This is a genomic window from Streptomyces macrosporus, from assembly GCF_039533145.1.
Lineage (GTDB): Bacteria > Actinomycetota > Actinomycetes > Streptomycetales > Streptomycetaceae > Streptomyces > Streptomyces macrosporus.
The window spans coordinates 310,362-335,040 of sequence record NZ_BAAASZ010000017.1 but is presented as its reverse complement, the minus strand read 5'-3'; the positions used below and the strand labels follow the sequence as shown (position 1 = coordinate 335,040).

Sequence of the window (24,679 nt, the reverse complement as noted above, 5' to 3'; positions counted from 1 at the left end):
CGTCGGCGGACATCCGCGCGTTCCTCGTGGACGCGCGAGGAGTCCCGGCGTTCGGCGCTGCCGTCCGTCGCCGTGAGACCGCCCCGGTCGTTCCGCGACCACCCCGGAGTCCGTGCCCGGAGAGGCAGGAGGACCCGGTGGCCGCAGCCGCAGAGCACACCGCGCGGGAGCGCGAACGCGACGCCATGCGTCGCGCCGTCGCCCTCGCCGCCCGCGGACTCGGCTCCACCAGCCCCAACCCCGTCGTCGGCTGTGTCGTCCTCGACGCCTCCGGCCGCGTCGTGGGCGAGGGCTGGCACCGGCGCGCCGGCGGCCCCCACGCCGAGGTCCACGCCCTCGCCGCCGCCGGCGAGGCCGCCCGCGGCGGCACCGCACTCGTCACCTTGGAACCCTGCGACCACACCGGCCGCACCGGCCCGTGCAGCCGGGCCCTGATCGACGCCGGCGTCGCCCGGGTGGTCTACGCCGTCGCCGACCCCACCCCCGCCGCCCGCGGCGGCGCGGCGACCCTCGCCGCCGCCGGGATCGACGTCGAGGGCGGACTGCTCGCCGACGAGGCCGCCGAGGTCAACGAGGCCTGGCTGACCTCGGTACGGCTCGGCCGCCCGCACGTGCGGTGGAAGTACGCCGCCACCCTCGACGGCCGGATCGCCGCCGCCGACGGCACCAGCCGCTGGATCACCTCCGGCGAGGCCCGCGCGGACGTCCACCGGCTGCGCGCCGAGGCCGACGCCGTCCTCGTCGGCTCCGGCACCGCCCGCACCGACGACCCCCACCTCGCCGTCCGCGGCGTTCCCGACGCCGTCCAGCCGCTGCGCGTCGTCGCCGACACCGAGGCCACCGCCGTCAAGCCCGGCGCCCGGATCCTGGACGACGCCGCCCCCACCCTGATCGCCGTCGCCGCCGACCTGCCCGACGGCGCCGCCGCCCACCTGGACGGCCGCGCCGAGGTCCTGCGGGTGCCGCGCGCCGCCTCGGGACGCGGCCTGGACGTCACCGCCCTGCTCACCGCCCTGCACGAGCGCGGCGTGAGATCCGTGCTGCTGGAGGGCGGCCCCACCCTGGCCGGGGCCTTCGTCGCCGCCCGCGCCGTGGACCGCGTCACCGCCTACCTCGCCCCCGCCCTGCTGGGCGCCGGGCCCGCCGCCCTCGCCGACGCCGGAATCACCACGATCGCCGACGCGTTGCGCCTGACGGTGACCGGCACCGAGCGGCTCGGGCCCGACCTGCGCGTCGACGCCGTCCCCGCGCCCCGCCCCGCCGCCCCCGCCGTCCCCGAACCCGAGGAGTCCTGAGTGTTCACCGGAATCGTCGAAGAACTGGGCGAGGTCGTCGCCGTCGAGAAGCTGGAGGACGCCTCCCGCTTCCGGCTGCGCGGCCCGAAGGTGACCGAGGGTGCCAAGCACGGCGACTCGATCGCCGTCAACGGCGTCTGCCTGACCGTCGTGGACACCGCGGACGGCGAGTTCACCGCCGACGTCATGGCCGAGACGCTGAACCGCTCCGGTCTCGGCGCGCTCGCCCCCGGCGACCGCGTCAACCTGGAACGCCCCATGGCGCTCGGCGGCCGGCTGGGCGGCCACCTCGTCCAGGGCCACGTGGACGGCACCGGCACCATCACCGAGCGCGTCCCCGGCGAGAACTGGGAGATCGTCAGGATCGCCGTCCCGCCCCGCCTGGCGCGGTACATCGTGGAGAAGGGCTCCATCACCGTGGACGGCGTCAGCCTGACCGTGGTCGAGGCGGGCGAGGAGCACTTCACCGTCAGTCTCATCCCCACCACCCTGGACCTCACCACTCTCGGGGTGAAGAAGGTCGGGGACCCGGTCAACCTGGAGGTCGACGTCCTGGCCAAGTACGTCGAGCGGCTGCTGGGACACCGCGCCGCCCCCGCGTCCGACGAGGCCGGCGAGGCCGCCGGAGCCGCCCGATGAGCGCCCTGGAGTGGGTCGACACCACCCTCAACGGCATCGCCTTCGAGGCGTTCGGACAGCCCGTGAAGTGGTCCGACATGGTCGGCAACACCATGGGCCTGCTGGCGCTCGCCCTCGGCTGGGTGCGGTCCCTGTGGACCTGGCCCGCCCAGCTCCTCTCCGGCCTCGTCCTGGTGGCCGCCTACGCCTCCGCCCAGCTCGGCGGCGGCGTCGGCAAGCAACTGCTGGTCATCGGCGTCGCCGTGTGGGGCTGGTACCAGTGGCGCCGGCGCAGCGGCACCGAGCCGGCCGGCGCCGACGGGACCGATGGGACCGACGGCAAGATCCCCGTGCGGTTCGCCACCTGGCGCGAACGCGCCTGGCTGGTCGGCGGCACGGCCGCCGGGACGCTCGCCGTCGGCGGCCTGTTCACCCTCGTCCCCCAACTCTCCTGGAACCCGTGGCCCGACGCCTACATCTTCGTCGGCACCCTGGCCGCGATGGTCGCCCAGGCCCGCGGACTGGTGGAGTTCTGGTTCGCCTGGCTGCTGGTGGACCTCGTCGGCGTCCCGCTCGCCTTCGGCAGCGGCCTCGCCTTCTCCGGCCTGGTCTACGTCGTCTACTTCGTCCTCGTCCTGTGGGGCCTGCGCGACTGGTGGCTGCGCTCCCGCGACCGGAGGGCCACCGACCCCGCCCTGGAAGGAGCCGCGGCATGACCGCGCTGCACACCTGGCAACCGCGCCCCACCCTCGTGCCCGACGAGGGGGACCTGTCCCTGGACCCGGTCGAGCGGGCGATCGCCGACATCGCCGCCGGCCGCCCCGTGGTCGTCGTCGACGACGAGGACCGCGAGAACGAGGGCGACCTGATCGTCGCCGCCGAGCTGATCACCCCCGAGATCGTCGCCTTCATGATGAGCGAGTGCCGGGGCCTGATCTGCGCGCCCATGGAGGCCGCCGAACTGGACCGGCTGGACCTGCCGCAGATGGTCGGACGCAACACCGAGTCGATGGGCACGGCCTTCACCGTCTCCGTGGACGCCTCCGCCGCGCACGGCGTGACCACCGGCATCTCCGCCGCCGACCGGGCCGCCACCATCCGGCTGCTCGCCGACCCCGCCTCCGCCCCCGACGACTTCGTGCGCCCCGGCCACGTCTTCCCGTTGCGCGCCCGCCCCGGCGGGGTGCTGGAGCGCGCCGGGCACACCGAGGCCGGGGTCGACCTGGCCCGGCTCGCGGGCCTGCGCCCCGCCGCCGCCATCGTCGAGATCGCGGCCGAGGACGGCACCATGCTGCGCCTGCCGGAGCTGGTGCCCTTCGCCCGCAAGCACGGCCTGTCGATCATCTCCATCGAGGACCTGATCGCCTACCGCCGCTCCTCCGCCGCCCCCGGGCGGGGGGACGCCCGGCCCGCCGTCCGCCGCGAGGCCGTCACCACCCTGCCCACCGCCCACGGCGACTTCCGCGCCTACGGCTACCGCTCCACCCTCGACGGCGTGGAGCACATCGCCCTCGTCGCCGGCGACGTCGACGGCGCCGAGGACGTCCTGGTCCGGGTGCACTCCGAGTGCCTGACCGGCGACGTCTTCGGCTCCCTGCGCTGCGACTGCGGCCCCCAACTGCGGGACTCCCTGCGCCGCGTGGCCGAGGAGGGCCGCGGCGTGGTGGTCTACCTGCGCGGCCACGAGGGCCGCGGCATCGGCCTGCTGTCCAAGCTGCGCGCCTACCAGCTCCAGGAGAGGGGCCGCGACACCCTCGACGCCAACCTGGAACTGGGCCTCCCCGCCGACGCCCGCGACTACGCCGCCGCGGCCCGGATGCTCGCCGACCTCGGCGTGCGCTCCCTGCGGCTGATGACCAACAACCCCGACAAGACCGCCGCCCTCGCCCGGCACGGGGCGCGCGTCACCGGCCGCGTGCCGATGCCCGTCGAGGCGGGCGAGCACAACCTGCGCTACCTGCGCACCAAGCGGGACCGGATGGGCCACGACCTGCCCTGGCTGGACGGCGAGCCCGTTCCCGTCTGCGGCGGCCAGTGAACGGCCTCCGCCGACCCGTCACCGAACCACACCCCGACCACCGACCGGCACACACCGCACGAGGAGCAACGTGAGCGGCAAGGGCGCACCCGAACTGACCGTCAAGAACTGCGGAGACCTCCGCGTGGCCGTGATCGCCGCGCAGTGGCACGAGCGGGTGATGGACGGCCTGCTGGACGGCGCCCTGCGCGCCCTGGGCGAACTGGGCATCGACGAGCCCACCGTGCTGCGCGTCCCCGGCAGCTTCGAGCTGCCCGTCGTCGCCAAGGTCCTCGCCGGCCGCGGCTACGACGCGATCGTCGCGCTCGGCGTCGTCATCCGCGGCGGCACCCCGCACTTCGACTACGTCTGCCAGGGCGTCACCCAGGGGCTCGTCCAGGTCTCCGTCGACACCGGCGTGCCCGTCGGCTTCGGCGTGCTGACCTGCGACACCGAGGAGCAGGCCCTGGACCGGGCCGGACTGGAGGGGTCCGGCGAGGACAAGGGCCACGAGGCCGCGACCGCCGCCGTGGCCACGGCCGCCACCCTGCGCACGGTCTCCGAGCCCTGGCGCTGAGCGGGGGCCTCCACCCCGTAGGGTAGAGACACCATGGCGAACAAGACATTCGAGGAGCTGTTCACCGAGCTCCGGCAGAAGGCCGCCACCGGCGACCCCGCCACCTCCCGCACCGCCGAGCTGGTGGCCTCCGGCGTCCACACCATCGGCAAGAAGGTCGTCGAGGAGGCCGCCGAGGTGTGGATGGCCGCCGAGTACGAGGGCCCGGACCGCACGGCCGAGGAGATCTCCCAGCTGCTGTACCACCTTCAGGTGATGATGGTGGCGCGGGGGATCGACCTCGAGGACGTATACGCTCATCTCTGAGCGTTCCGGCGCCCTCGGGCCGCCGGCCGCGCCGAATCCGACCGGCACGCGACGACCACACGACAACGACGCGACAACGACGCGACAACGGTGCCGCAACGGCGCCACGACGACGAAGGAAGACCACCCCATGCTGCGCATCGCCGTCCCCAACAAGGGTTCACTGTCCGAGCCTGCGTCGGCGATGCTCCATGAGGCGGGCTACCGGCAGCGCAAGGACCGCCGCGAGCTGGTCCTGGTCGACGCCGAGAACGAGGTCGAGTTCTTCTTCCTGCGCCCCCGCGACATCGCCGTCTACGTCGGCTCCGGCAAGCTGGACATCGGCATCACCGGCCGCGACCTGCTGCTGGACTCCGGCGCCGCCGCCGAGGAGATCATGCAGCTCGGCTTCGCCGCCTCCACCTTCCGCTACGCCACCCGCCCCGGCACGGCGCGCGACGTGAGCGACTTCGGCGGCATGACCATCGCCACGTCCTTCCCCGGCCTGGTCGCCAAGCACCTGGCCGACAACGGGGTCGACGCCTCCGTCGTCCGCCTCGACGGCGCCGTCGAGACCGCCATCCAGCTCGGCGTCGCCGAGATCATCGCCGACGTCGTCGAGACCGGCACCACCCTGCGCAACGCCGGACTGGAGATCATCGGCGAGCCGATCCTGGAGTCCGAGGCGGTCGTCATCCGGCGCGCCGGGGCCCCCGCCGACGAGCCCAAGGTCCGGCAGTTCCTCCGCCGCATGCAGGGCGTCCTGGTGGCCCGGCGCTACGTGATGATGGACTACGACATCCGCGCCGAGAAGGTCGAGGAGGCCGTGGCGCTCACCCCCGGCCTGGAGTCTCCCACCATCTCGCCGCTGCACCACGAGGGCTGGGTCGCGGTGCGCTCCATGGTCCCCGCGAAGGACGCCCAGCGGATCATGGACGACCTGTACGACCTGGGCGCCCGGGCGATCCTCACCACCGGGATCCACGCCTGCCGGCTGTGAGCCGCGCGCCCGCGACACCGCACCCGACGTCCCCCACTGGAGAACCGCACCCGTGTCCGCCCCAGACGCCGGCCCCGACCTGCCGGCGACCTTCCGGCCCACCCGGACCCGGATCGTCCTGCTGACGGTCGGCGTCGCGATCCTCCTCACCCTCACCGTGATCGCGCTGCTGCTGGAGAACGTCGGGGTGGGGGAGCGGGCGGCGTTCGTCCTCACCGGCGTGCTCTTCCTCGGCGTCCTCGTCCTCCTCAGCCGCCCGAAGGTGGTCGCGGACACCGGCGGGGTCACGGTCGTCAACCTCACCACCAAGCGTCACCTGGAATGGGCGGAGATCGTCAGGGTGAATCTCCGCCCCGGCGACCCGTGGGTCCTCCTCGACCTCTCCGACGGCACCAGCCTGCCCGCCATGGGCATCCAGCCCGGCATCGCCAAGGAGCGGGCCATCCGGGACGCGCGGGCGCTGCGCGCCCTGGTCGACCGGTACGGCACGGGGCCGGCCACCGACTGAGGCCACCGGCCCCGTGCCGCCCCTCGCGCCCCGCCACTCCCGGAACGTTCGCGGCGTCCCACCCGCACCCTCCTTCACTACCCTGGTCCGGTCGGCACCGCCGTACCCCGCGCGCGTCCGATCCGCGCGGGCACCTGCGAACCGAGGAGTGACACCCTCCGGCAATGGACGGACCGTCCTGTAGTACCCGCGTCGCCCTCCCCGACGGGGACGCGGCATGATCCCGACCCTGTTGCCGCTCGCCGCGGCCCTCCTGCTGATCCTCGCCAACGGATTCTTCGTCGCCGCCGAGTTCGGCCTGGTCACCGTGGACCGGCCGGACGCCGAACGCGCCGCCGCGGCGGGCGACCGCCGCGCCGCCACCGTCGTCAAGGTCCTGGGGGAGCTGTCCTTCCAGCTCTCGGGCACCCAGCTCGGCATCACCCTGACCTCGTTGGTCGTCGGCATGTTGGCCGAGCCCGCGCTCGCCCGGCTGCTCGGCGGCCCGCTCACCGCCGCCGGACTGCCGCCCGGGGCCGTGCCCTCGGTGGCCGTGGCGACCGGCGTGCTGGCGGCCTCCGCCCTGCAGATGGTCGTCGGGGAACAGGTCCCCAAGAACTGGGCGGTCTCCCGGCCGTTGGCCGTCGCCCGCTTCGTGGCCGGGCCCCAGCACCGGTTCTCCCGCTTCTTCCGGCCGGTCATCGCCTCGCTCAACGCCCTGGCCAACCGGCTGGTGCGGCTGCTGGGCGTGGAGCCCACCGAGGAGCCGGCCTCCGCCCGCACCCCCGGGGAACTGGTCTCCCTGGCCCGGCACTCCGCCCGCGCCGGAGCCCTCGAGGAGGACACCGCGGACCTCTTCGTGCGCATCCTGTCGCTGGACGGGCTGACCGCCGAGAACGTGATGACCCCCCGCGTGCGGGTCGTCTCCCTGCACGCCTCGGCGACCGCCGAGGACGTCGTCAACCTCACCCGCGCCACCGGGCTGTCCCGCTTCCCCGTCCACCGCGAGCGGTTGGACGAGATCGTCGGCGTGGTCCACCTCAAGGACGCCCTCGCCGTCGGCGAGGGCGACCGGCTGCGCGTCCCCGTGGCGGAGATCGCGGTGCCGCCCCTGATGGTCCCCGAGACGCTGCCGGTGCGCCGGCTGCTGGAACGGCTGCGCCGCGAGCAGCCGATGGCCGTCGTGGTCGACGAGTACGGCGGGACGGCCGGAGTGGTGACCCTGGAGGACATCGTCGAGGAACTGGTCGGCGAGGTCCGCGACGAGCACGACGGCGACGCCCCGCCCGACCTCGCCCCCGTCGCCGGGGAGGCCGGCCGGGCCTGGGACGCCGCCGGAAGCTGCCGCCTGGACGTCCTGCGGCGCATCGGTCTGGACGCCCCGGAGGGCCCGTACGAGACCGTGGCCGGGCTGGTGGCCGACCTGCTGGGCCGCATCCCCGTCCCCGGCGACGAGGCGGCGGTCCCCGGCGCGCCGGGCTGGCGGCTGCGGGTGCGGCAGGTCGACCACCACCGGGCCGAACGCGTCCGCGTCCTCGCCCCGGCGGACGACCCCGCGGCGGACGACACCCCGGCGGACGGCACGGCGGCGGACGACCCGGCCGGAGCCCGAACCGGGGCCGAGGCGGGGGCGGTGGCGGCCCGATGAGCCTCCTCCACCTGCTCCTGGCCGCCGCGCTGGTGCTCGGCAACGCCTTCTTCGTCGGCGCCGAGTTCGCGCTGGTCTCCGTGCGGCGCAGCCAGATCGAGCCGCGGGCCGCCGCCGGGTCGGTCCGCGCCCGCAGGGTCCTGTACGGGTTGGAGCACCTGCCGCGGATGATGGCCGCCGCCCAGTTCGGCATCACCGTCTGCTCGCTCACCCTCGGCGCGGTCGCCGAACCCACCGTGGCCCACCTGCTGGAGCCGTTCTTCCACGCCGTGCGGATGCCCGAGTCCCTGGTGCACCCGCTCGGGTACGTCATCGCGCTGGCCGTGGTGGTGGTGCTGCACCTGGTGGTCGGCGAGATGGTCCCGAAGAACCTGGCGATGGCCGCCCCCGAGCGGACCGCGCTGCTGTTCGGCCCGGCCCTGGTCGCCTTCGCCCGGCTGTGCCGGCCGATCACGGCCGCGCTGGACGCCTGTTCGGCCTTGGTGCTGCGGCTGTTCGGCGTCGAGCCCAAGGACGAGGTCGAGGCGGTCTTCACCAGCGAGCAGCTCACCCACCTGCTGCGGGACTCCCGCCGGGCCGGACTGCTGGACCACGAGGCGCACGAGCGCCTGGCCGACGCGCTGGAGTTGGGCTCCCGCCCGGTGACCGACGTCCTGCTGGACCCGGCGGACCTGGTGACCGTCGGCCCGGCCGTCACCCCGCGGGAGGTGGAGGAGCTGACGGTCCGCACCGGCTTCTCCCGCTTCCCCGTCCGCGGCCCCGGCGCCCTGCCCGGGCAGACGGGCCGACAGGGCCGCTCCGGACCGCCGGACCCGGGGACCTTCCTGGGCTACCTGCACGTCAAGGACGTCCTGGAGGCGGAGGACCGCGACGGCGCGGTGCCGCGGCACCTGTGGCGGCCCATGGCGACCCTGCCGGCCGACCTGCCGCTGGACGACGCCCTCAGCGCCCTGCGCGCCGCCGCCGGCCACCTGGCGGCGGTGACGGACGGGTCGGGACGGGTGCTGGGCCTGGTCACCCTGGAGGACGTGCTGGAGAGGCTGGTCGGCGAGGTCCGCGACCCGGCCCACCGCGTCGCCGCGCCGCAGGGCGCGCCGGACGGCCCCGCGGACCCCGAGGCGTCCTCCCTCCGGCCGCGTGTCCGCCCCCGCCGCCCCGTGGGCTGACGAGCCGTCAGAAAGGAGTCGGGGGCTCCGGCCGCGGCCCCGCCGGGCCGCGGCCGGAGAGCACCTCCCCGTACGCCTGCATCAGGTCCGGCAGCCGCAGCGTCGCCAGGTCCTCCCGGGACGGCGTGCCGGGGCAGCCGGACAGCCGCAGGTCGCGGTAGGCGCAGGACTTCTCGTACAGCGTGCGCAGGAAGCGCCCGTTGCCCAACTCGTCGATCCAGCCCTGGTCCACCACGTGGCCGCTGATGCTGCGCAGCTCCTCCAGGGCCTCCTCGTCCCACACGTCGCCGTTCTCGGCCGCCAGCACCTCGCCGATGGCGGTCAGCTCCAGGGGACGGTAGCTGGGGAAGTCCACCCGGGTGGTGAAGCGGGAGCCCAGGCCGGGGTTGGCGGCGAGCAGCCGGTCCATGCCCTCCGGATAGCCGGCGAGTATCACCACCAGCCGGTCCCGGTTGTCCTCGGCGCGCTTGAGCAGTACCTGCAACGCCTCGTCGCCGTACGCGTCGCCCTTGGTGTAGCCGGTGTTGGACAGGCTGTACGCCTCGTCCACGAACAGCACCCCGCCCAGCGCCGAGTCGATCAGCTCGTTGGCCTTCACCGCCGTCTGACCCAGGAACTCGCCGACCAGATCGGCCCGTTGGGCCTCCACCAAGTGATCGCCGCCCAGCAGGCCGAGCGCGTAGAACACCCGCCCCAGGATGCGCGCCACCGTCGTCTTCCCCGTTCCCGAGGGACCGGAGAAGATGAAGTGCCGCTTGGGCGGCTGGACGGGCAGCCCCTGCTCGGCCCGCAGCCGCGCCATCTTCAACTGCGCCGACAGCGCCCGCACCTGCCGCTTGACCGGTTCCAGGCCGACCATCCGCTCCAACTCGTCCATCGCCTGCGCCAGCAGCTCCGGATCGGCCGGCCCGGCCGGGAACTGTCCCGATCCACGTCCGGAGGACCCCGCCGACCGGTGCCGCGCGCCGTCGACCTCCACCGGCACGGGCCCGGACGGCACCCCTCCCGCGCCGCCGGACAGCAGCCCCTCGGTGGCCGGATCGGCCCCGTCGACCTCCACCGGCACGGGCCCGGACGGCACCCCTCCCGCGCCGCCGGACAGCAGCCCCTCGGTGGCCGGATCGGCCCCGTCGACCCCGTCGAGGCCCGGCCTCCCGGAGCCGGCCGGCGGGTCGACCGGCGGGACCGGGACGTCCTCGCCGCCCGCCACCGTCACGGCCGTGCTCAGACCCGGCGCGTCGTCCAGCCCGTCGCCCTCGGCGATGGCGGTGAGCCGGGCGGAGGTGTCCATGAACGCCGGATCGACCCGGTGCACCGCCCGGTACAGCGGCAGCGCGGACGCGCTGCGCCCGGTGCCCTCCCGGGCACGGGCCAGCCAGTAGCGCAGCTCCTTGCGCTGCGGCTGCTCGCTGCGGCAGCGCATCAGCGCGGCGGCCAGCAGCGGCTCGGCCTGCCCGTACATCTCCAGCCGCACCCGGGCCATGCCCCCGAACAGGCTCGCCTCCACGCCCAACAGCGGGTCGTCCACCAGCGGATCGGTGTGCCGGACCAGCAACTCCCAGTCCTTGGCGAGGTAGGCGCGGCAGGCGTGCAGGAACCGCACCTGCGGATCGGTCTCCACCGGCGGGCACTCGGCCAGGGCCCGGTCCAGCTCGGCGACGTGCCGGCCGTCCAGCCAGTGCGAGGCGTGCGCCAGCAGCAGGTCGCGCTCGGTCTCCAGCACCGGCTGCACCCACCAGCCCAGCCAGTACCAGGAGTTCAGGGGCCGCCCGTGGCGGGCGCGCTGCTCGCCGAAGCGGTCGCGGTGCTCGTACATGCGCAGCAGGGCGGTGGTGGTGTCGACGCGCAGGGCGTGCAACCCCAGCCAGGCGTCGGCCATGCCCGGATCGATCCGCACGGCGGTGCGGAACTCCTCCTCGGCGTGGGCGTAACCGCCCACGGTGTACGCGTCCACTCCGCGCAGCCAGGCGAGATCGGCGGGGGCGTGCGTGCCATGGGTGTCCTGCGTGCCGTGGTCCATCACGTCCCCCACGAGACATCCCCCGAGTGGTGTGCGCCGGGCTGTCGCCCGACGGCGTTGGCGGTGTTCAACGGCCCTGCTGTGGACGGGAGTTGCCGCGTATGCCGGAGCAATTCCCCGGCGATCCACGGCATTTGGCATGGTACCCGCGCTGGGAGCCCGGTCGTAGACGGCGTATGGGCAGGCCAGGGGGGAGGCAGCGCGACGGCCGGGCGCTCCGGGAGCATCGGACGATCACGCTCGGTGAGAGCGGGCGGAGGCGCGCGGGCAGAACGAAGCCCCCGATCACGGGGGAACAACCGGGGGCTTCGTGTGGTGAACGTCCCTTCCGGGTCGTTCAGGGAGAACGTAGAACCTGGACAGGGGACCGGTCAAGCCGGAGGGAACCGGAACGCGCCGGCCGGCGTGACGGGGGCGCGGAGAGACGGCCGGGCGTCACGGAGCGTCATCGGAGCGGGTGTTGGCGGGTGCGGGCGGGTGTTCACGACCGTACCCGAGGCCCCGGGAGCACCAGATATCCGTTCCGGCACTGCCGCACCAGCCGGTCCGCGTACGGGCGCGAGGGGTCGGCGGCGAAGTGCCGCCGCTCCGCGCGTTCCCAGCCGTCCCAGAAGTCCGCGAGCCCGGGCCCGTCCCGCCGTCGTCCCCGTGCCCAGGACTCCTCCGGCGGCAGGTCCATCCACAGCAGGCGGGCCAGATGGGGGCGCAGGGCACGACGGCCCGCGCCCACCCCTTCCACCAGCACCACGGGCGCGGGCGGCACCACGCGCTCCTCCCGAAAGGCCCGGCGCACCCAGTCGTACACCCCGTGCCGGGCGGGCTCCCCGCGCGAGAGCGGAGCGATCACCTGGTCCAGGACGCGGCCGGTCCACTCGAACAGGGCGTCGTGACTGGCCAGGTCGTCCAGACGGAGCACCGGCGCCCCGCCCAGGGCCCCCGCCAGCCGACCGGCCAGCGTGCTCTTCCCCGACCCCGCGTGCCCGTCCACCGCCACCAGCCGCACCGGACCGCACGACGGCGGCAGGGCGCGCAACCACCGGGCGAGACCGGCGAGCCCGTCGGCCCCGCCCGGGGAGGTGCCGGAGGGGACGCCCGAGAGGGCGTCGAGGGAACGGGAAGCCACGGCCCCAGCGTACGACCGACCGCCGGCGCCGGCGCCGCGCGGTCCGCGCGGACGCCCTGGTCGTGCTGCCCCTGACCCGGCGCAGACGAGCGCCGACGACGGTGCTCGTCGCCGTCGTGGCGGCCCGGTTCCTCTGCGAACCGGCAGTGGACGGGCCGGGCCGGCCCTTGTTGCCGTACGAGGGCCTGGTGGCCGTCCACACGGCCGCCGTGCCCCCCCGCCGGCGGCGGATGGCGGTGTGCGCGGCCGGGGTGCCGCTGATCGCCGTCGGCGTGCGGCTCGACACCGGCGAGGTGCGGGAGCCGCTCTTCACCCTCTTCTGCTTCTTCGGCGCCTACGCGCTCGGCCGCAGCCGACCGCGGGCCGCACGCGGGGAGGCGGAGCGGGCCGCGGCCCTCGAACGGGCCCGCATCGCACGGGAGATGCACGACGTGCTCTCCCACTCCGTGGCGATGACGGCCGTCCGGGTCTCGGGCCGGGACGGCACCCGGCGGGGCACCGCCGGCGTCCGCGACCTGGAGACCGGGCGGAAGGCGATCGCGAACGGCCGGTTCCGGGCGGGCAGCGCGACCAAGGTCCTCACGGCGGCCGTCGTCCTCCAACTCGTCGCCGAACGCCGCGTCGCCCCGGACCGTCCGGTGCGGGAGCACCTGCCGGACCTGTTCCCCGCCGACCGGTCCCCGATCACCGTCGCGCACCTGCTCGACCACACCAGCGGCCTCGCGCCGGTCGACGGCCCCGGAGACTCCCTCGCCGACCAGTACGCCCACCGCTTCGACTCCACCACCCCGCGGGAGATGGTCGCCTCGGCGGTCGCCGAGCCGCAGAGGTTCACGCCGGGGGAGCGGCAGGACTACCTCGACATCGACTACACCGTCCTCGGGCTGCCGATCGAGGAGGTGACCGGCACGTCGTACGAACACCAGGTGCGGCGCCGCATCCTGGAACCGCTGCGCATGCGCGACACCTACTTCCCCGGGAACGACGTCCGCGTCCCGGGCCGCCGGGTACGTCGTCTCCAGCGCCGCCGACCTGGAGCGCTTCGCCCACGCGCTCTTCGGCGGCAGGGTCGTGCCCGAGGAGCGGTTCCGGCACATGCTGGAGGTCCCCGAGGGGATCGAGGGAGCCGTGTACACCATGGGTCTGAGACGCATGACGCTGCCCGACGGCACCGTCGGGTACGGCAAGACCGGCGCTCGCCACGGCTACTCCACCGGCACGGGCGCCACCCTCGGCCCCGACGGGCGCGTGGTCGTCTACTCGGTCAACTCCACCGACGCCAAGGCGGAGGACGGCAACACCCGCGGCCTGCCGATCGTGCCGGCCGCACTGCGGTGAGCCGCGGGGCCGCCGGGCCGGGGCGGCGCGACCCCGGGCGGGCGCCCCGGCGCAGGCGCTCGCCCGGCCGCCCCCGCGATGTCCCGTGCGCCAGAGGAAGAGACCAATGATTCCGGGCGTCCGACGGGCGCGAGTACTGGCCCTGGTGATCCACCGGGGGCAAGATGTGGGCACTCCACCGTGCGTCCGCCACACCGCCGCTGCACCACCCAGCGCAGCCCTCACGTGCGGCGCCCACGCGCACCGACTCACGGAAGGACCGGGGTAACCACCATCATGACCGCCAGCAGACCGGCCACGCGCCGCACCGTCCTCGCCGCCGCCCTCGCCACCGCGGCGACCACCGCCGTAGCCTCCTCGGCCGTCGCCTCCCCGCTCACCGTGGCCCCGGCCGCCGCCCGCGCGGGCCGCCGCCCGGGGGACTCCACCGTGGACTACCACGCCTGGACCTCCGTCCCCGACTGGCGCGCCGGCACCGCGGAGGGCACCCGCGTGGCGGCCGGCCGCCGCCCCGGCATCCTGATCGCCACCCCCGCGGGCACCACCGACTACACCGACCCGCACACCGGCCGCGCCGCCTCCTGGGAGTACGCCACCTGGACCTCCCCGGCGCACCGCCTGCCGGTGCCCGCGAGCGAACTCGTCGCCTCCTGGAACGCGCACACCCCCGCCGGCACCTGGATCCGGATCGAGATGCGCGGCACCTACACCGACGGCACCGACACCCCCTGGTACACCCTGGGCATCTGGGCCGCCGACGACCAGGACATCCGCCGCACCTCCGTGGACGACCAGGGCGACGGCAAGTCCAGCGTCTGGACCGACACCTTCGCCATCGACGACACCGACGGCGACCTGCGCCTGGCCTCCTACCGGCTGCGCGTCGTCCTCCACCGCGCCCCGGGCACCGACGCCACCCCGGTGGTCTGGCGGCTGGGCGCCATGGGCTCCGACGTCCCCGCCCGCTTCGAGGTCCCGGCCACCACGCCGGGCGTGGGCGCGGGCATCGAGCTGAACGTCCCGCGCTACTCGCAGAACACCCACATCGGCCAGTACCCCGAGTACGACAACGGCGGCGAGGCGTGGTGCAGCCCCACCTCCTCGCAGATGATCATCGAGTACTGGGGACGCAGGCCCACCGCCGAGGACCTGGCCTGGGTCAACCCCGAGTACGCCGACCCCCAGGTCTGCCACGCCGCCCGCTTCACCTACGACTACCAGTACTCCGGCTGCGGCAACTGGCCGTTCAACACCGCCTACGCCGCCACGTACCCCGACATGCAGGGCATCGTCACGCGCCTGGACTCCCTCACCGACGCCGAGCACCTGATCCGCGCGGGCATCCCCCTGATCACGTCCCAGTCCTTCATGGAGTCCGAACTCGACGGCGCGGGCTACGGCACCTCCGGCCACCTGATGACCGTCATCGGCTTCACCGAGGACGGCGACGTCATCGCCAACGACCCGGCCAGCGACAGCAACGAGGCCGTCCGCCACGTCTACAAGCGCCGTCAGTTCGAAAATATCTGGCTCCGCACCAAGCGCTACGACGCAAACGGCCGGGTCAGGAGCGGTACGGGAGGCATCTGCTACCTCCTCTTCCCGGCCAAGCCCTCCCCGGCGCAGCGCCGCGCGCTGCGCCGGCTCGGCATCCGCTGAGCCGGCGCCGGAAGACGGCACCGCACCGATGCCCCGGGGCCGCAGCGCCCGCTGTCGTCCCGGGGCATCGGTGCCCGCGGCGGTATGCCGAGCGGGAACGTGGGGCAGCGCGCGTCGGCGTGGTCCGCGGCTCAGCGCTCGTTCGGGGGAACGAGGTGGTCGAGGGACGTGGCCGTCACCGTGCGGCGTCCGTTTCCGGCGGGAGCGGAGACCAGATCGAGATGTTCGAGCGCTTGGAGGGCGCGTCGGGCGGCGGGGCGTGAGAGGGAGAACCGCCGCTGCACGTACGCGATGCCGGCGTTCCGCTCGGCGACCACCGTCCGCGCGATGTCGCGGAGGAGTTCGGCCTCCAGCCCGGCGTCCTCCGCGTGCCGCGCGAACGCCTCGTCGACGGGTGTTCCCGGTGCCGGGGGTTCGTCGAGGTCCTCCTCGGGGGACGGGTCCTCCTCCGGCGGCCGGGGTGCTCCGCTGTCGGCCGCTTCCAGGAGCCGCAGCGCGGGTGGGTTCACCGGTTCCGGTGTCCCCTGGAGGTCGTACCGGAAGAGCGCGATGCCGTGCCGCGAGGCCCAGTCGGCGGCCTGTGGGGTGTAGCCGGCGAGGGAGAAGAACAGACCCGCCCTGCCCTGGGCGACGGCGACGCCGTAGAGCTGCTGGACCACCGGACGGCCGGTGGGGACGCCCTCCATCTTCACCTGCGCCAGACCGCGTTCGGCGATGACGTCCACTCCCTCGTCCGCGCCGACGGGGGTGGCCACCGCGTCGGTGAAGCCCAGGTAGCGCATCCACTCGACGGCGGTGAGTTCGGCGTCCCGGGCGGTGCGGACCAGCCTCGACCGGGGGCGGTCGGCCCGTGGCGCGGCCGGTGGGGGAGTGGCCGCGGCCTCCTCCCGGGCCAGGAGGGCGATGCGCAGATCGGGGTTGTCGCGGAAGGGGAAGCGCAGCTCTCCGACCTCCAGATGCCCCCAGGCGGGATCCGGCACGGGATCGAACACGTCCTCCGGTCCGGGGTCGAACCGGTACGACGTTCCCTTGTCGGACACGGCCGCGCCGCGGTCGGTGAGGATCAGCAGGGCGGGGCGTTCCCTGTCCCGGTACGTCATCGAGCGCGCCACGCACAGGATGCGCTCGTCCACGGCGATGTGCCGGCGCGCGAGCTTCCGGGCCTCGGCGTGGATTCTGGGGTCGCGGGCCGCGCTCGTCCTGGACAGGCAGTACGCGATCGCCTCCTCCTGCGGCGCCCCTCGTTCGGGCAGGCCGTCCAGCAGTTCGCGCACCGCCCGCTTCCGGGCGTCCTCCGCCTCGCGCTCGCGGCGTTCCGCCTCACGCCGCTCGGCGGTCCGCCGCTCCCGCTCGGCGCGGTCGGACTCCGCCGCCCGGGCCGCGGTCTGCTTCTCCGTGATGGCCTGGTACCAGGCGGTGTTGCGGCGGCCCGCCGGGGTGGCGTTGCACACCAGGGTGCCGAGCCCGGCGAGCACGAAGGCGACGGCGCCGCCCGCCAGGACCACGACGGAGTCGAGAACGGCGTAGAGGAGGCCCCCGACGAGGAGGGCGAGCAGGCCGACCGCCATCAGGAACACGAGCACGCCCGTGACCGTCTCCATGCGGAGGTCTCCCGGCGAGCGCGGTGGCGCGTCCCGTACGGCGTCGCCTCCGCTGTCGGTTCGCGGAGCACCCGTTCCCGGGGGACGCCGCCCCACGGCCGTTCGGCCGAGCCCCCGACAGCTCCGGCCGTCCCTCTCGTGGTGGCCGACGACCCCGCCGTCCACCGGCGCCCGGCGTCCGCAGACCGGACATCTGCCGTGACCCACTCCGTCCCCCCTTGCCCCGTACAGCCAAGTGGACGGACTGTAGCGGACGACGGGCGGCGGTGGTGTCGGCGCCCCGCACCTCGCGACCACCCCGCGGCTCGGCCGACGGGCCGCCCGCGCCCGTGCCCGTGCACCGGCCCGGGCTCCGCCCGGCCGTGGGCGCCCCGGATCGTCGAGAAAGTCGAGAAAGGAGACCCGCCGCGGATCGTGTCCCCCGGCACGCGACGCGAGGGTCTCGGGGAAACGCTTCGGGCCCACCGAAAAGCGGGCCCGGGGTGTTCGGGACTCCCCGGCGGACAACGGAGGCGGACAACGGAGGCGGAGCACGGACGGGCGTCGACCCGACGCTCGTCCGGTCACGCGCCCCGTCACGGCTCGTCGGCCGAGCGCGGGCGGTCCCGGAGGCGTCCGCGCGGCGTCCGGCGGCCCGCTCACGCCGGGTCTCGGACGCGCCGAGGGGGGGAGCGACGCACCGCCGCGTCCGTCCCCGGCGCGGGGGAGGGCCGTTCCTCCCCGCGCGGGCGCGCCGTGGCCGAGCGGCCGACCGCTCAGGGGGCGGTGGTCGGCGCGGTCGCCTCGGCGGGGGCGTCGGTGATGCCCAGCCGCAGGTGTTCGACGTGGTAGAGGGCCTGGTCGAGGAGCTCGGCGACGTGGTTGTCGTGCAGGGCGTAGACGACGGAGCGGCCCTGCCGGGTGCCGGTGACCAGGCCGAGGGTGCGCAGGACGCGGAGCTGGTGGGAGCAGGCGGACTGCTCCATGCCGACGGCGGCGGCCAGTTCGGTGGCCGCGCAGGGGCCCTCGCGCAGCCGGGCCAGGATCAGCAGCCGGGAGGGAGCGGCCAGGGCCTGGAGGGTCTCGGCGACCTTCGGCGCGTTCTGCGCGGTCAGCCGGGTGCGCGGGACCGCGCCGCTGTGCTCGGGGGGTTGTGCTCCGTGGCCCATGGGCTCATCCTACGGAAATGAACACATGAATGACTGTTCAAATGTTCCTGTATGGTGTGCGGGTCGGAGTCCCCGTCCACCGAAGGCCCTTCGCCGATGACTTCCACGTTGACCACCGCGGCGACCACCCCGGCGTCGCCGGGGGAGCGCGCCACCGGCGCCGCGCCGCGCCGGCGCACCCGGATCCTCGCCCTGCCCGAGGCCCGCTGGGCGCTCGCGGCCCTGGTGCTGTTCCTGATCGCCCTTCCGCCGTACCTGCTGGGAGCCCCCGCCTGGCTGTGGGGCCCGCTGTTCGCCGCCGTCTACGTCACGGGCGGCTGGGAGCCGGGCTGGGAGGGGTGCAAGGCCCTGAAGGACAGAACGCTGGACGTGGACCTGCTGATGGTCGTCGCCGCGCTCGGCGCCGCCGCCATCGGCCAGGTCCTCGACGGGGCGCTGCTGATCGTCATCTTCGCCACCTCCGGCGCCCTGGAGGCCGTCGCCACCGCCCGCACCGCGGACTCCGTGCGCGGCCTGCTGGACCTCGCCCCCGCCACCGCGACCCGGCTGCTGCCCGACGGGAGCGAGGAGACCGTCCCGGCCGAGGAGTTGACGGTCGGGGACACCGTCCTGGTCCGGCCGGGCGAGCGGGTCGGCGCGGACGGCCGGGTCCTGTCCGGCGAGAGCGAGGTGGATCAGGCCACCATCACCGGCGAGCCGCTGCCGGCGACCAAGCGGGCCGGTGACGAGGTGTTCGCCGGCACCGTGAACGGCACGGGCGCCCTCACGGTGCGGGTGGAGCGGGACTCGTCGGAGACGGTGATCGCCCGGATCGTGCGGATGGTCGAGGAGGCGTCCGAGACCAAGGCCCCCACCCAGCTGTTCATCGAGAAGATCGAGCAGCGGTACTCCATCGGCATGGTGATCGCGACCCTGGCGGTCTTCGCCGTCCCGCTCGCCCTCGGCGACGAGCTGCGGTCGGCACTGCTGCGCGCGATGACGTTCATGATCGTGGCCTCGCCGTGCGCGGTGGTGCTGTCCACGATGCCGCCGCTGCTGTCGGCCATCGCGAACGCCGGCCGGCACGGCGTGCTGGCCAAGTCCGCGGTCGTCATGGAACGCCTCGGCCGGGTCGACACGGTCGCGCTCGACAAGACCGGCACCCTCACCGAGGGCACCCCGCGCGTCGTCGACCTGCGCCCGCTGCCGGACGGCGGGCTGACCGACGACGAGCTGCTGGCCCTGGCGGCCGCCGCCGAGCGCCCCAGCGAGCACCCGCTGGCCCGCGCCGTCGTGGACGCCGCCCGCGAACGCCGCCTCCCCCTCGCCGAGGCGACCGACTTCGCCTCCGTCCCCGGCCGGGGCGTGAGCGCCGGCGTCGACGGCCACACGGTCCGGGTCGGCTCCCCGGCCCGGCTCCTGCCCGCCGACGCCGACCCGGCCCACCGGGAGGTGGTGCGGGAGGTGGAGGACGCCGGGCACACGGCGGTCGTGGTGCTCCGCGACGGGGTTCCGGTGGGCGTGCTGGGGATCGCCGACCGGCTGCGGCCGGACGCCACCGCCACCGTCGCCGCGCTGACCGAGCTGACCGGACGGCCGCCGGTGCTGCTGACCGGCGACAACGAGCGCGCCGCCAGGCGCCTGGCCGCGGAGGTCGGCATCACCGACGTCCGCGCCGGACTCCTGCCCCAGGACAAGGTCGCCGCCGTCCGCGCGTGGGAGCGGGAGGGCCGGAACGTGCTGGTCGTCGGCGACGGCGTCAACGACGCCCCCGCCCTGGCCGCCGCCCACACCGGCGTCGCGATGGGCAAGGCCGGGTCCGACCTCGCGCTGGAGACCGCCGACGCCGTCGTGGTCCGCGACGAACTCGCCACCGTCCCCGCCGTCGTGCGGCTGTCCCGGACCGCCCGCCGACTGGTGGTCCAGAACCTCGTCGTCGCCGGGGTGTTCATCGCCGTCCTCGTGGCCTGGGACCTGATCGGCACCCTGCCCCTGCCCCTCGGGGTCGCCGGGCACGAGGGCTCCACCGTCGTCGTCGGCCTCAACGGCCTGCGCCTGTTGCGCGAGACCGCCTGGAAGAACGCCGCCGCGGGAGGGACCGAGTGAGCAGGCGCACCCGCCGTGCCGCCTCCGCCCCGCCGGCGGGGACGGCGCGGTGCACGGTCACCGTCTGCCGCGGCTGCTGCTGCGGCAGCGCCAAGATCCCCGGACTCGACCACGCCGCCCAACTGCGCGACCTGCGCCGGGCCCTGGACGGCACCGCGACCGTCCGCGTCACCGACTGCCTGGACGCGTGCGAGCACGCCAACGTCGTGGTCGTCCAGCCCTCGCCCGCCGGGCGCGCGGCGGGCGGCCGGCCGGTCTGGCTCGGCCTGGTCAACGACCCCGACGCCACTGCCGACATCACGGCCTGGGTCGAGCGGGGCGGTCCCGGCCTCGCCGACCCGCCCGGCGTCCTCGACCTCTACGCCTTCACTCCCTCCCGCCGGATACGGGGACGGATGGAGGACTGAGGCGGCGCGGCGCGCGGCGGGGCGCCGCTCACCGCGGCCGTCCCTCCGGAGCGAGACGGACGGGCAGGGAGCGGTGACCGTTGGAGATCAGGCCGACGTTGGGCCGGAGGTCCTCGACGGGGACGGCGAGACGCAGGTCGGGGAAGCGGTCGAACAGGGCCGGGAGCGCCGTGACGGCCTCGGCCCGGGCGAGGGCGGCGCCGAGGCAGAAGTGGACGCCGTGGCCGAAGGCCAGGTGCTCCTTGGTGGGGCGGGTGACGTCGAAGGCGTCGGCGGTGTCGCCGTGCAGTTTCGGATGACGGTTGGCGGCCGCGTAGGAGGCGAGGATCGCCTCGCCCCGCCGGATCGTCAGGCCGTCGGGGAGGTCCAGGTCCTCGACGGCGTACCGCAGCGGCAGGTGGGCCACCGGCGACTCGAACCGGAGCGCCTCCTCGACGACGTCGCCCCAGCCGACGCGCCCGGCGCGGACGTGGGCGAGCTGATCGGGGTGGGTGAGCAGGGCGGTGACGGCCTGGTCCAGCAGGTTGACCGTGGTCTCGTGCCCCGCGCTGATGACCAGCAGCAGGGTGTCGACGAGTTCCTCCTCGGTGAGCGAGGAGCCGTCGCCCTCCTCGTCCCGGGCGGCGATCAGGACCGAGGTCATGTCGTCCCCGGGATCGGCGCGCTTGGCGGCGACGAGGTCGTGCAGGATCGCGTACAGCTCCCGGGCGTTGGCGGCGGCCTGCTCGGCGGTGAGGGTGGTGTCGAACACCCCGTCGACGGTGCGGCGGAAGTCGGGGCCGGAGTGGTCGGGCAGCCCCATCAGATGGCCGATCACCTGGATCGGCAGCGGGTAGGCGAAGCGTTCGCGCAGGTCGACGTCGTGGCCGGGCGGGGTGGCGGCGAGGTCGTCGAGCAGGGCGGTGGTGATGGCCTCGATGCGCGGGAGGAGGGCGGCGACGCGGCGGGCCGCGAACGCCGGGCCGACCAGGCGGCGCAGGCGTCGGTGTTCGGGCCCGTAGGCGGTGAACATGTTCCGCACGCTCACCCACAGCTCCAGCGGCCACCGGCCGACGATCTCGTCGGGGAACAGCGGCCAGTGCCGGTGGGCGTCCTTGGAGACGCGCGGGTCGGTCAGGAGCGCCTTGAGCAGCTCCGGATCGGTGACGGCCCAGGCCCGTACGCCCAGGATGTCCACCGGGGTCGCCGGGCCGCGGGCGCGCAGGGCGGCGTCCTCGGCGTGGCGGTCGGCGCCGTCGGGGTCCAGTACGAGGATCTGTCGGTCCATGGCCGGGGCTCCTTGGGGCACGGGACGGGCGGTTCGACGGGTGAGCGGGGCGCGGGGGAGGCCCGGTGGCACCCGTGACGGGGCGTCGGTGGCGTGGCGGGCGTCGGGTCGGGGGCGCCGGGTCCGCTCACGGCCGACCGGTCCCCCTCTCCCTCGCCCCGTCGGTTCCCCCGTGCGATGTGCGCCCGGGCCCCGTCGCGTCCGGTCAGGATCCGCCACACACCGTCGGCGGGGCTACCGCGGAATTCGGCCAACGATCCGCCCGGCGCCTGCGCCCGGCCGCGGCGGCGAACCCACACGTCCGTCCTCCCCGCCCGGGTCCTCGGGTGTCGCGGTCGACCCGCCGCGCCCGCCGACCGCGACACCGCGCGTCCGGTTCCGGTCGGTGCGGGCGGCTCCGCGGGCGCGTCGACGGGACGTCAACCCGCCCGCGACGTCCGGCGATTCCCCACCGGACGAGAGCGGCGACTACCGGCACGAGCCGGTGAAGAAGGGGTGAACCACTCCCTTCGGGGCGGACACCGGTAATTCACCACGGGTTCGATTACAAGCTTGTGTCAGCGACATGACAAGCGGTCAAGTCTCTTGCCACGCAGGCGTGGTTGGATCACGCTGCTGTACGGCCGGGAGCCGGAACGCGGACTCCCGGTTGTGTGCGCGATCCCGCGTACTCCCCCCACAGTGCGCGCCCCACCCGGTGCGCCGCCAATGAGGAGGATCCCTCGTAATGGCAAGATCGCGTTCCCTCACCAGCCGTATAGCCGTCGCCTCGGTGGCCGTCGCCACCGCGCTGATCGGCACGGTCGCCGCCCTGCCGGCCCAGGCCGCTCCTGCTGAAGGAAGGATTCTGCACGCCGGGTCCCCCACGGCCGTGAAGGGCAGCTACATCGTCACGCTCAAGAAGGACTCCGGCCTCAAGGCCACGTCCCGGGCGGGCAAGAACCTCGTCGCCGAGTACGGCGGCGAGGTGAAGCGGACCTTCGGCACCGTGCTCAACGGCTACGCCGCCGAGATGACCGAGACCGAGGCGAAGCGGCTCGCCGCCGACCCGGCGGTCGCCGCCGTCGAGCAGGACCAGAAGGTCCACCTGGACGCCACCCAGACCAACGCTCCCTGGGGCCTGGACCGCATCGACCAGGCCGACACCCCGCTCAACGGCACCTACACCTACCCGGACTCGGCCGGCCAGGGCGTGACGATCTACGTCATCGACACGGGCGTGCGCATCAGCCACAGCGACTTCGGCGGTCGGGCCGTGAACGGCTACGACGCCGTGGACGGCGACAACGTCGCGCAGGACGGCAACGGCCACGGCACGCACGTCGCCTCCACCGCCGCGGGCACCACGTACGGCGTGGCGAAGAAGGCGAAGATCGTCGCCGTGCGCGTGCTGAACAACAGCGGCTCCGGCACCACCGCGGGCGTCATCGCGGGCGTCAACTGGGTCACCCAGAACGCCACCAAGCCCGCCGTCGCCAACATGTCGCTGGGCGGCGGCATCAGCACCTCGCTGGACAACGCGGTCGCCAACTCCATCGCATCGGGCGTGACCTACGCGGTCGCGGCCGGCAACTCCTCCACCAACGCCTCCTCGTCCTCCCCGGCCCGCGTGCCCAGCGCCATCACCGTGGGCGCCACGACCAGCACGGACGCCAGGGCGAGCTACTCCAACTACGGCTCGGTGCTGGACCTCTTCGCGCCGGGCTCGTCCGTCACGGCGGCCTGGCGGACCAGTGACACCGCCACCAACACCATCTCCGGCACCTCGATGGCCGCTCCGCACGTCGCCGGAGCCGCCGCCGTCTACCTGTCCGGCCACCCCTCCGCCACACCGTCCGCCGTTTCGAGCGCGCTGGTGAACGGGGCCACCGTCAACACGCTGACCGGCGTCGGCACCGGCTCCCCGAACCGGCTGCTGCGGCTCGTGCCGTAGTCCCCGCGACACGGTGCCACCACGGGGACACCTCCCCGACCCGCACCACCACGGTCGTCTCCTCCGGACCCACCGGCCCGGGGGAGGCGGCCCCGCCCTTTCCCCGCGGCTCCCCCCCCCCACGGCTCTCCCCACGGCGACCGCGGACGGCTCGGACGGCCGTGGGCCGCCCGCTCAGAGGGCGCGGTCCAGGAGATCCAGCAGCGCCGCCCAGTGCCGGTCGTCCGCCTCGGCGTCGTACGCGGCGGTGTCGGCCTGGGTGAAGCCGTGGTGCGCGCCGGCGTAGACCTCGCAGCGGTGCCGGACGCCCGCCGCGGTGAGGGCCTCCTCGAGACGCTCGATCTGTTCGGCGGGCAGCGAGGGGTCCCGGTCGGCGTGGCCGAAGTACACCTCCGCGGTGATCCGGTCGGCGAGCAGGTGCGGACTGTCGGGGGCGTCGGTGGCCAACCGTCCGCCGTGGAACCCGGCCGCGGCGGCGACCCGTTCGGGATACGTCCCGGCGGTGCGCAGGGCCAGACCGGCACCCATGCAGTAGCCGGTGACGCCGACCGGCCCGTCGGCGGCCGAGGGACAGGCGGCCAACCAGTCCAGGTAGGCGCCGGCGTCGCGCATCGCCAGGTCCGGTGTCAGCGACCGCATGATCGGGCGGAGGCGCTTGAAGATCTCCGAACGCCGGGCCGAGTCGACGACGTCGGGCAACTCGACCACCGGCGCCCGCCCGTGACGGTGGAAGACGTTGGGGACCAGCACGGTGTAACCGGCCGAGGCGAGGCGGTCGGCCATCCGCCTCAGTTGGGGACGCAGCCCGAAGGCGTCCATGTAGAGCAGGACCGCGGGGTGCGGTTCGCCGTCGTCGGGGTGGGCCAGGTAGGCGTCGGCGACACCGTCCCGGGTGGGGACGTCCACGGAGGTTCCGCGCACGGAGGGCATGGTCGCTGGTCCTCTCTCGTCCGGTGGGGCCGGCCCCGGATTCCGTCACCGCCGGCGTCGACCGTATGCCAGGGC

The 24,679-nt window shown here is 74.7% G+C and carries 21 protein-coding genes and 1 pseudogene; 16 read left to right on the top strand and 6 right to left on the bottom strand.

Translation table 11 applies throughout. The features are described from left to right. Positions 1-185 precede the first annotated feature (185 nt). The 10 genes from ribD to ABD335_RS09870 all read left to right on the top strand — a co-directional run bounded on the left by ribD (position 186) and on the right by ABD335_RS09870 (position 9,093). A complete protein-coding gene (gene ribD / locus ABD335_RS09915) occupies positions 186-1,295 on the top strand; it encodes a bifunctional diaminohydroxyphosphoribosylaminopyrimidine deaminase/5-amino-6-(5-phosphoribosylamino)uracil reductase RibD (protein WP_425583602.1) in 1,110 nt (369 codons plus the stop codon). Next, the gene (locus ABD335_RS09910) at positions 1,296-1,934 is read left to right on the top strand and encodes a riboflavin synthase (protein ID WP_344321788.1); all 639 of its coding nucleotides are present in this window, start codon (positions 1,296-1,298) and stop codon (positions 1,932-1,934) included. Further along, positions 1,931-2,629, top strand: coding sequence for a nicotinamide mononucleotide transporter family protein (locus ABD335_RS09905; protein ID WP_344321787.1), 699 nt, complete (start codon positions 1,931-1,933; stop codon positions 2,627-2,629). Before ABD335_RS09910 ends, ABD335_RS09905 begins: the two co-directional genes overlap by 4 nt. After that, positions 2,626-3,951: a bifunctional 3,4-dihydroxy-2-butanone-4-phosphate synthase/GTP cyclohydrolase II gene (locus tag ABD335_RS09900; protein ID WP_344321786.1), complete on the top strand. Its 1,326-nt coding sequence runs from the start codon at positions 2,626-2,628 to the stop codon at positions 3,949-3,951. The genes ABD335_RS09905 and ABD335_RS09900 overlap by 4 nt, the downstream gene beginning before the upstream one ends. A 70-nt stretch (positions 3,952-4,021) precedes the next feature. After that, positions 4,022-4,507, top strand: a complete 486-nt coding sequence (ribH, locus tag ABD335_RS09895; RefSeq protein WP_344321785.1) for a 6,7-dimethyl-8-ribityllumazine synthase — start codon at positions 4,022-4,024, stop codon at positions 4,505-4,507. A gap of 33 nt (positions 4,508-4,540) precedes the next feature. Further along, positions 4,541-4,813, top strand: coding sequence for a phosphoribosyl-ATP diphosphatase (locus ABD335_RS09890; protein WP_344321784.1), 273 nt, complete (start codon positions 4,541-4,543; stop codon positions 4,811-4,813). A 130-nt stretch (positions 4,814-4,943) separates the two neighbouring features. Continuing rightward, entirely contained in the window at positions 4,944-5,792 is an 849-nt protein-coding gene (hisG, locus tag ABD335_RS09885) for an ATP phosphoribosyltransferase (protein ID WP_344321783.1), read from the top strand. Between the two features lie 52 nt (positions 5,793-5,844). Then, positions 5,845-6,300 carry a PH domain-containing protein gene (locus tag ABD335_RS09880; RefSeq protein ID WP_344321782.1) on the top strand — a complete coding sequence of 152 codons (456 nt, stop codon included), beginning with the start codon at positions 5,845-5,847 and terminating at the stop codon, positions 6,298-6,300. A 217-nt stretch (positions 6,301-6,517) separates the two neighbouring features. After that, positions 6,518-7,927, top strand: coding sequence for a hemolysin family protein (locus ABD335_RS09875; protein ID WP_344321780.1), 1,410 nt, complete (start codon positions 6,518-6,520; stop codon positions 7,925-7,927). Continuing rightward, the gene (locus ABD335_RS09870; RefSeq protein ID WP_344321779.1) at positions 7,924-9,093 is read left to right on the top strand and encodes a hemolysin family protein; all 1,170 of its coding nucleotides are present in this window, start codon (positions 7,924-7,926) and stop codon (positions 9,091-9,093) included. The genes ABD335_RS09875 and ABD335_RS09870 overlap by 4 nt, the downstream gene beginning before the upstream one ends. Before the next feature lie 7 nt (positions 9,094-9,100). Here the strand turns inward: ABD335_RS09870 and ABD335_RS09865 are convergent, their stop codons facing one another. Together ABD335_RS09865 and ABD335_RS09860 are read right to left on the bottom strand one after the other, a co-directional pair. Next, positions 9,101-11,113 (bottom strand): AAA family ATPase, encoded by a 2,013-nt coding sequence (locus ABD335_RS09865; RefSeq protein WP_344322120.1) that lies wholly within the window; start codon positions 11,111-11,113, stop codon positions 9,101-9,103. Between the two features lie 481 nt (positions 11,114-11,594). Beyond that, on the bottom strand, positions 11,595-12,146 hold the full coding sequence (locus ABD335_RS09860; RefSeq protein ID WP_344322119.1) for a uridine kinase family protein: 552 nt from the start codon (positions 12,144-12,146) through the stop codon (positions 11,595-11,597). Between the two features lie 320 nt (positions 12,147-12,466). Here ABD335_RS09860 and ABD335_RS30745 point away from each other — a divergent pair. The 3 genes and pseudogenes from ABD335_RS30745 to ABD335_RS09850 all read left to right on the top strand — a co-directional run. Beyond that, positions 12,467-13,249: pseudogene (locus ABD335_RS30745) on the top strand (serine hydrolase domain-containing protein); the annotation flags it as partial. A gap of 82 nt (positions 13,250-13,331) precedes the next feature. Continuing rightward, positions 13,332-13,574, top strand: coding sequence for a hypothetical protein (locus ABD335_RS09855; RefSeq protein WP_344321778.1), 243 nt, complete (start codon positions 13,332-13,334; stop codon positions 13,572-13,574). 276 nt (positions 13,575-13,850) lie between these two features. Next, positions 13,851-15,233 (top strand): peptidase C39 family protein, encoded by a 1,383-nt coding sequence (locus ABD335_RS09850; RefSeq protein ID WP_344321777.1) that lies wholly within the window; start codon positions 13,851-13,853, stop codon positions 15,231-15,233. Between the two features lie 131 nt (positions 15,234-15,364). On the opposite strand, the gene ABD335_RS09845 is transcribed toward ABD335_RS09850, so the two are convergent. Continuing rightward, positions 15,365-16,834 carry a restriction endonuclease gene (locus ABD335_RS09845; protein ID WP_344321776.1) on the bottom strand — a complete coding sequence of 490 codons (1,470 nt, stop codon included), beginning with the start codon at positions 16,832-16,834 and terminating at the stop codon, positions 15,365-15,367. A 755-nt stretch (positions 16,835-17,589) separates the two neighbouring features. Further along, entirely contained in the window at positions 17,590-17,982 is a 393-nt protein-coding gene (locus tag ABD335_RS09840) for an ArsR/SmtB family transcription factor (RefSeq protein ID WP_344321775.1), read from the bottom strand. A 96-nt stretch (positions 17,983-18,078) separates the two neighbouring features. Here ABD335_RS09840 and ABD335_RS09835 point away from each other — a divergent pair, with 96 nt between their 5' ends. Both ABD335_RS09835 and ABD335_RS09830 read left to right on the top strand, forming a co-directional pair. Further along, a complete protein-coding gene (locus tag ABD335_RS09835) occupies positions 18,079-20,067 on the top strand; it encodes a heavy metal translocating P-type ATPase (RefSeq protein ID WP_344321773.1) in 1,989 nt (662 codons plus the stop codon). Further along, positions 20,064-20,474, top strand: a complete 411-nt coding sequence (locus ABD335_RS09830) for a (2Fe-2S) ferredoxin domain-containing protein (RefSeq protein ID WP_344321772.1) — start codon at positions 20,064-20,066, stop codon at positions 20,472-20,474. Before ABD335_RS09835 ends, ABD335_RS09830 begins: the two co-directional genes overlap by 4 nt. Before the next feature lie 28 nt (positions 20,475-20,502). Here ABD335_RS09830 and ABD335_RS09825 read toward each other — a convergent pair whose 3' ends face one another. Further along, the gene (locus tag ABD335_RS09825) at positions 20,503-21,741 is read right to left on the bottom strand and encodes a cytochrome P450 family protein (protein ID WP_344321771.1); all 1,239 of its coding nucleotides are present in this window, start codon (positions 21,739-21,741) and stop codon (positions 20,503-20,505) included. Positions 21,742-22,468: 727 nt separating this feature from the next. On the opposite strand from ABD335_RS09825, the gene ABD335_RS09820 reads away from it, so the two are divergent. Beyond that, positions 22,469-23,674 (top strand): S8 family peptidase, encoded by a 1,206-nt coding sequence (locus tag ABD335_RS09820; RefSeq protein WP_344321770.1) that lies wholly within the window; start codon positions 22,469-22,471, stop codon positions 23,672-23,674. 174 nt (positions 23,675-23,848) lie between these two features. On the opposite strand, the gene ABD335_RS09815 is transcribed toward ABD335_RS09820, so the two are convergent. Continuing rightward, complete coding sequence (locus ABD335_RS09815) at positions 23,849-24,604, bottom strand: dienelactone hydrolase family protein (protein ID WP_344321769.1); 756 nt, start codon at positions 24,602-24,604, stop codon at positions 23,849-23,851. Between the last annotated feature and the right edge of the window lie 75 nt (positions 24,605-24,679).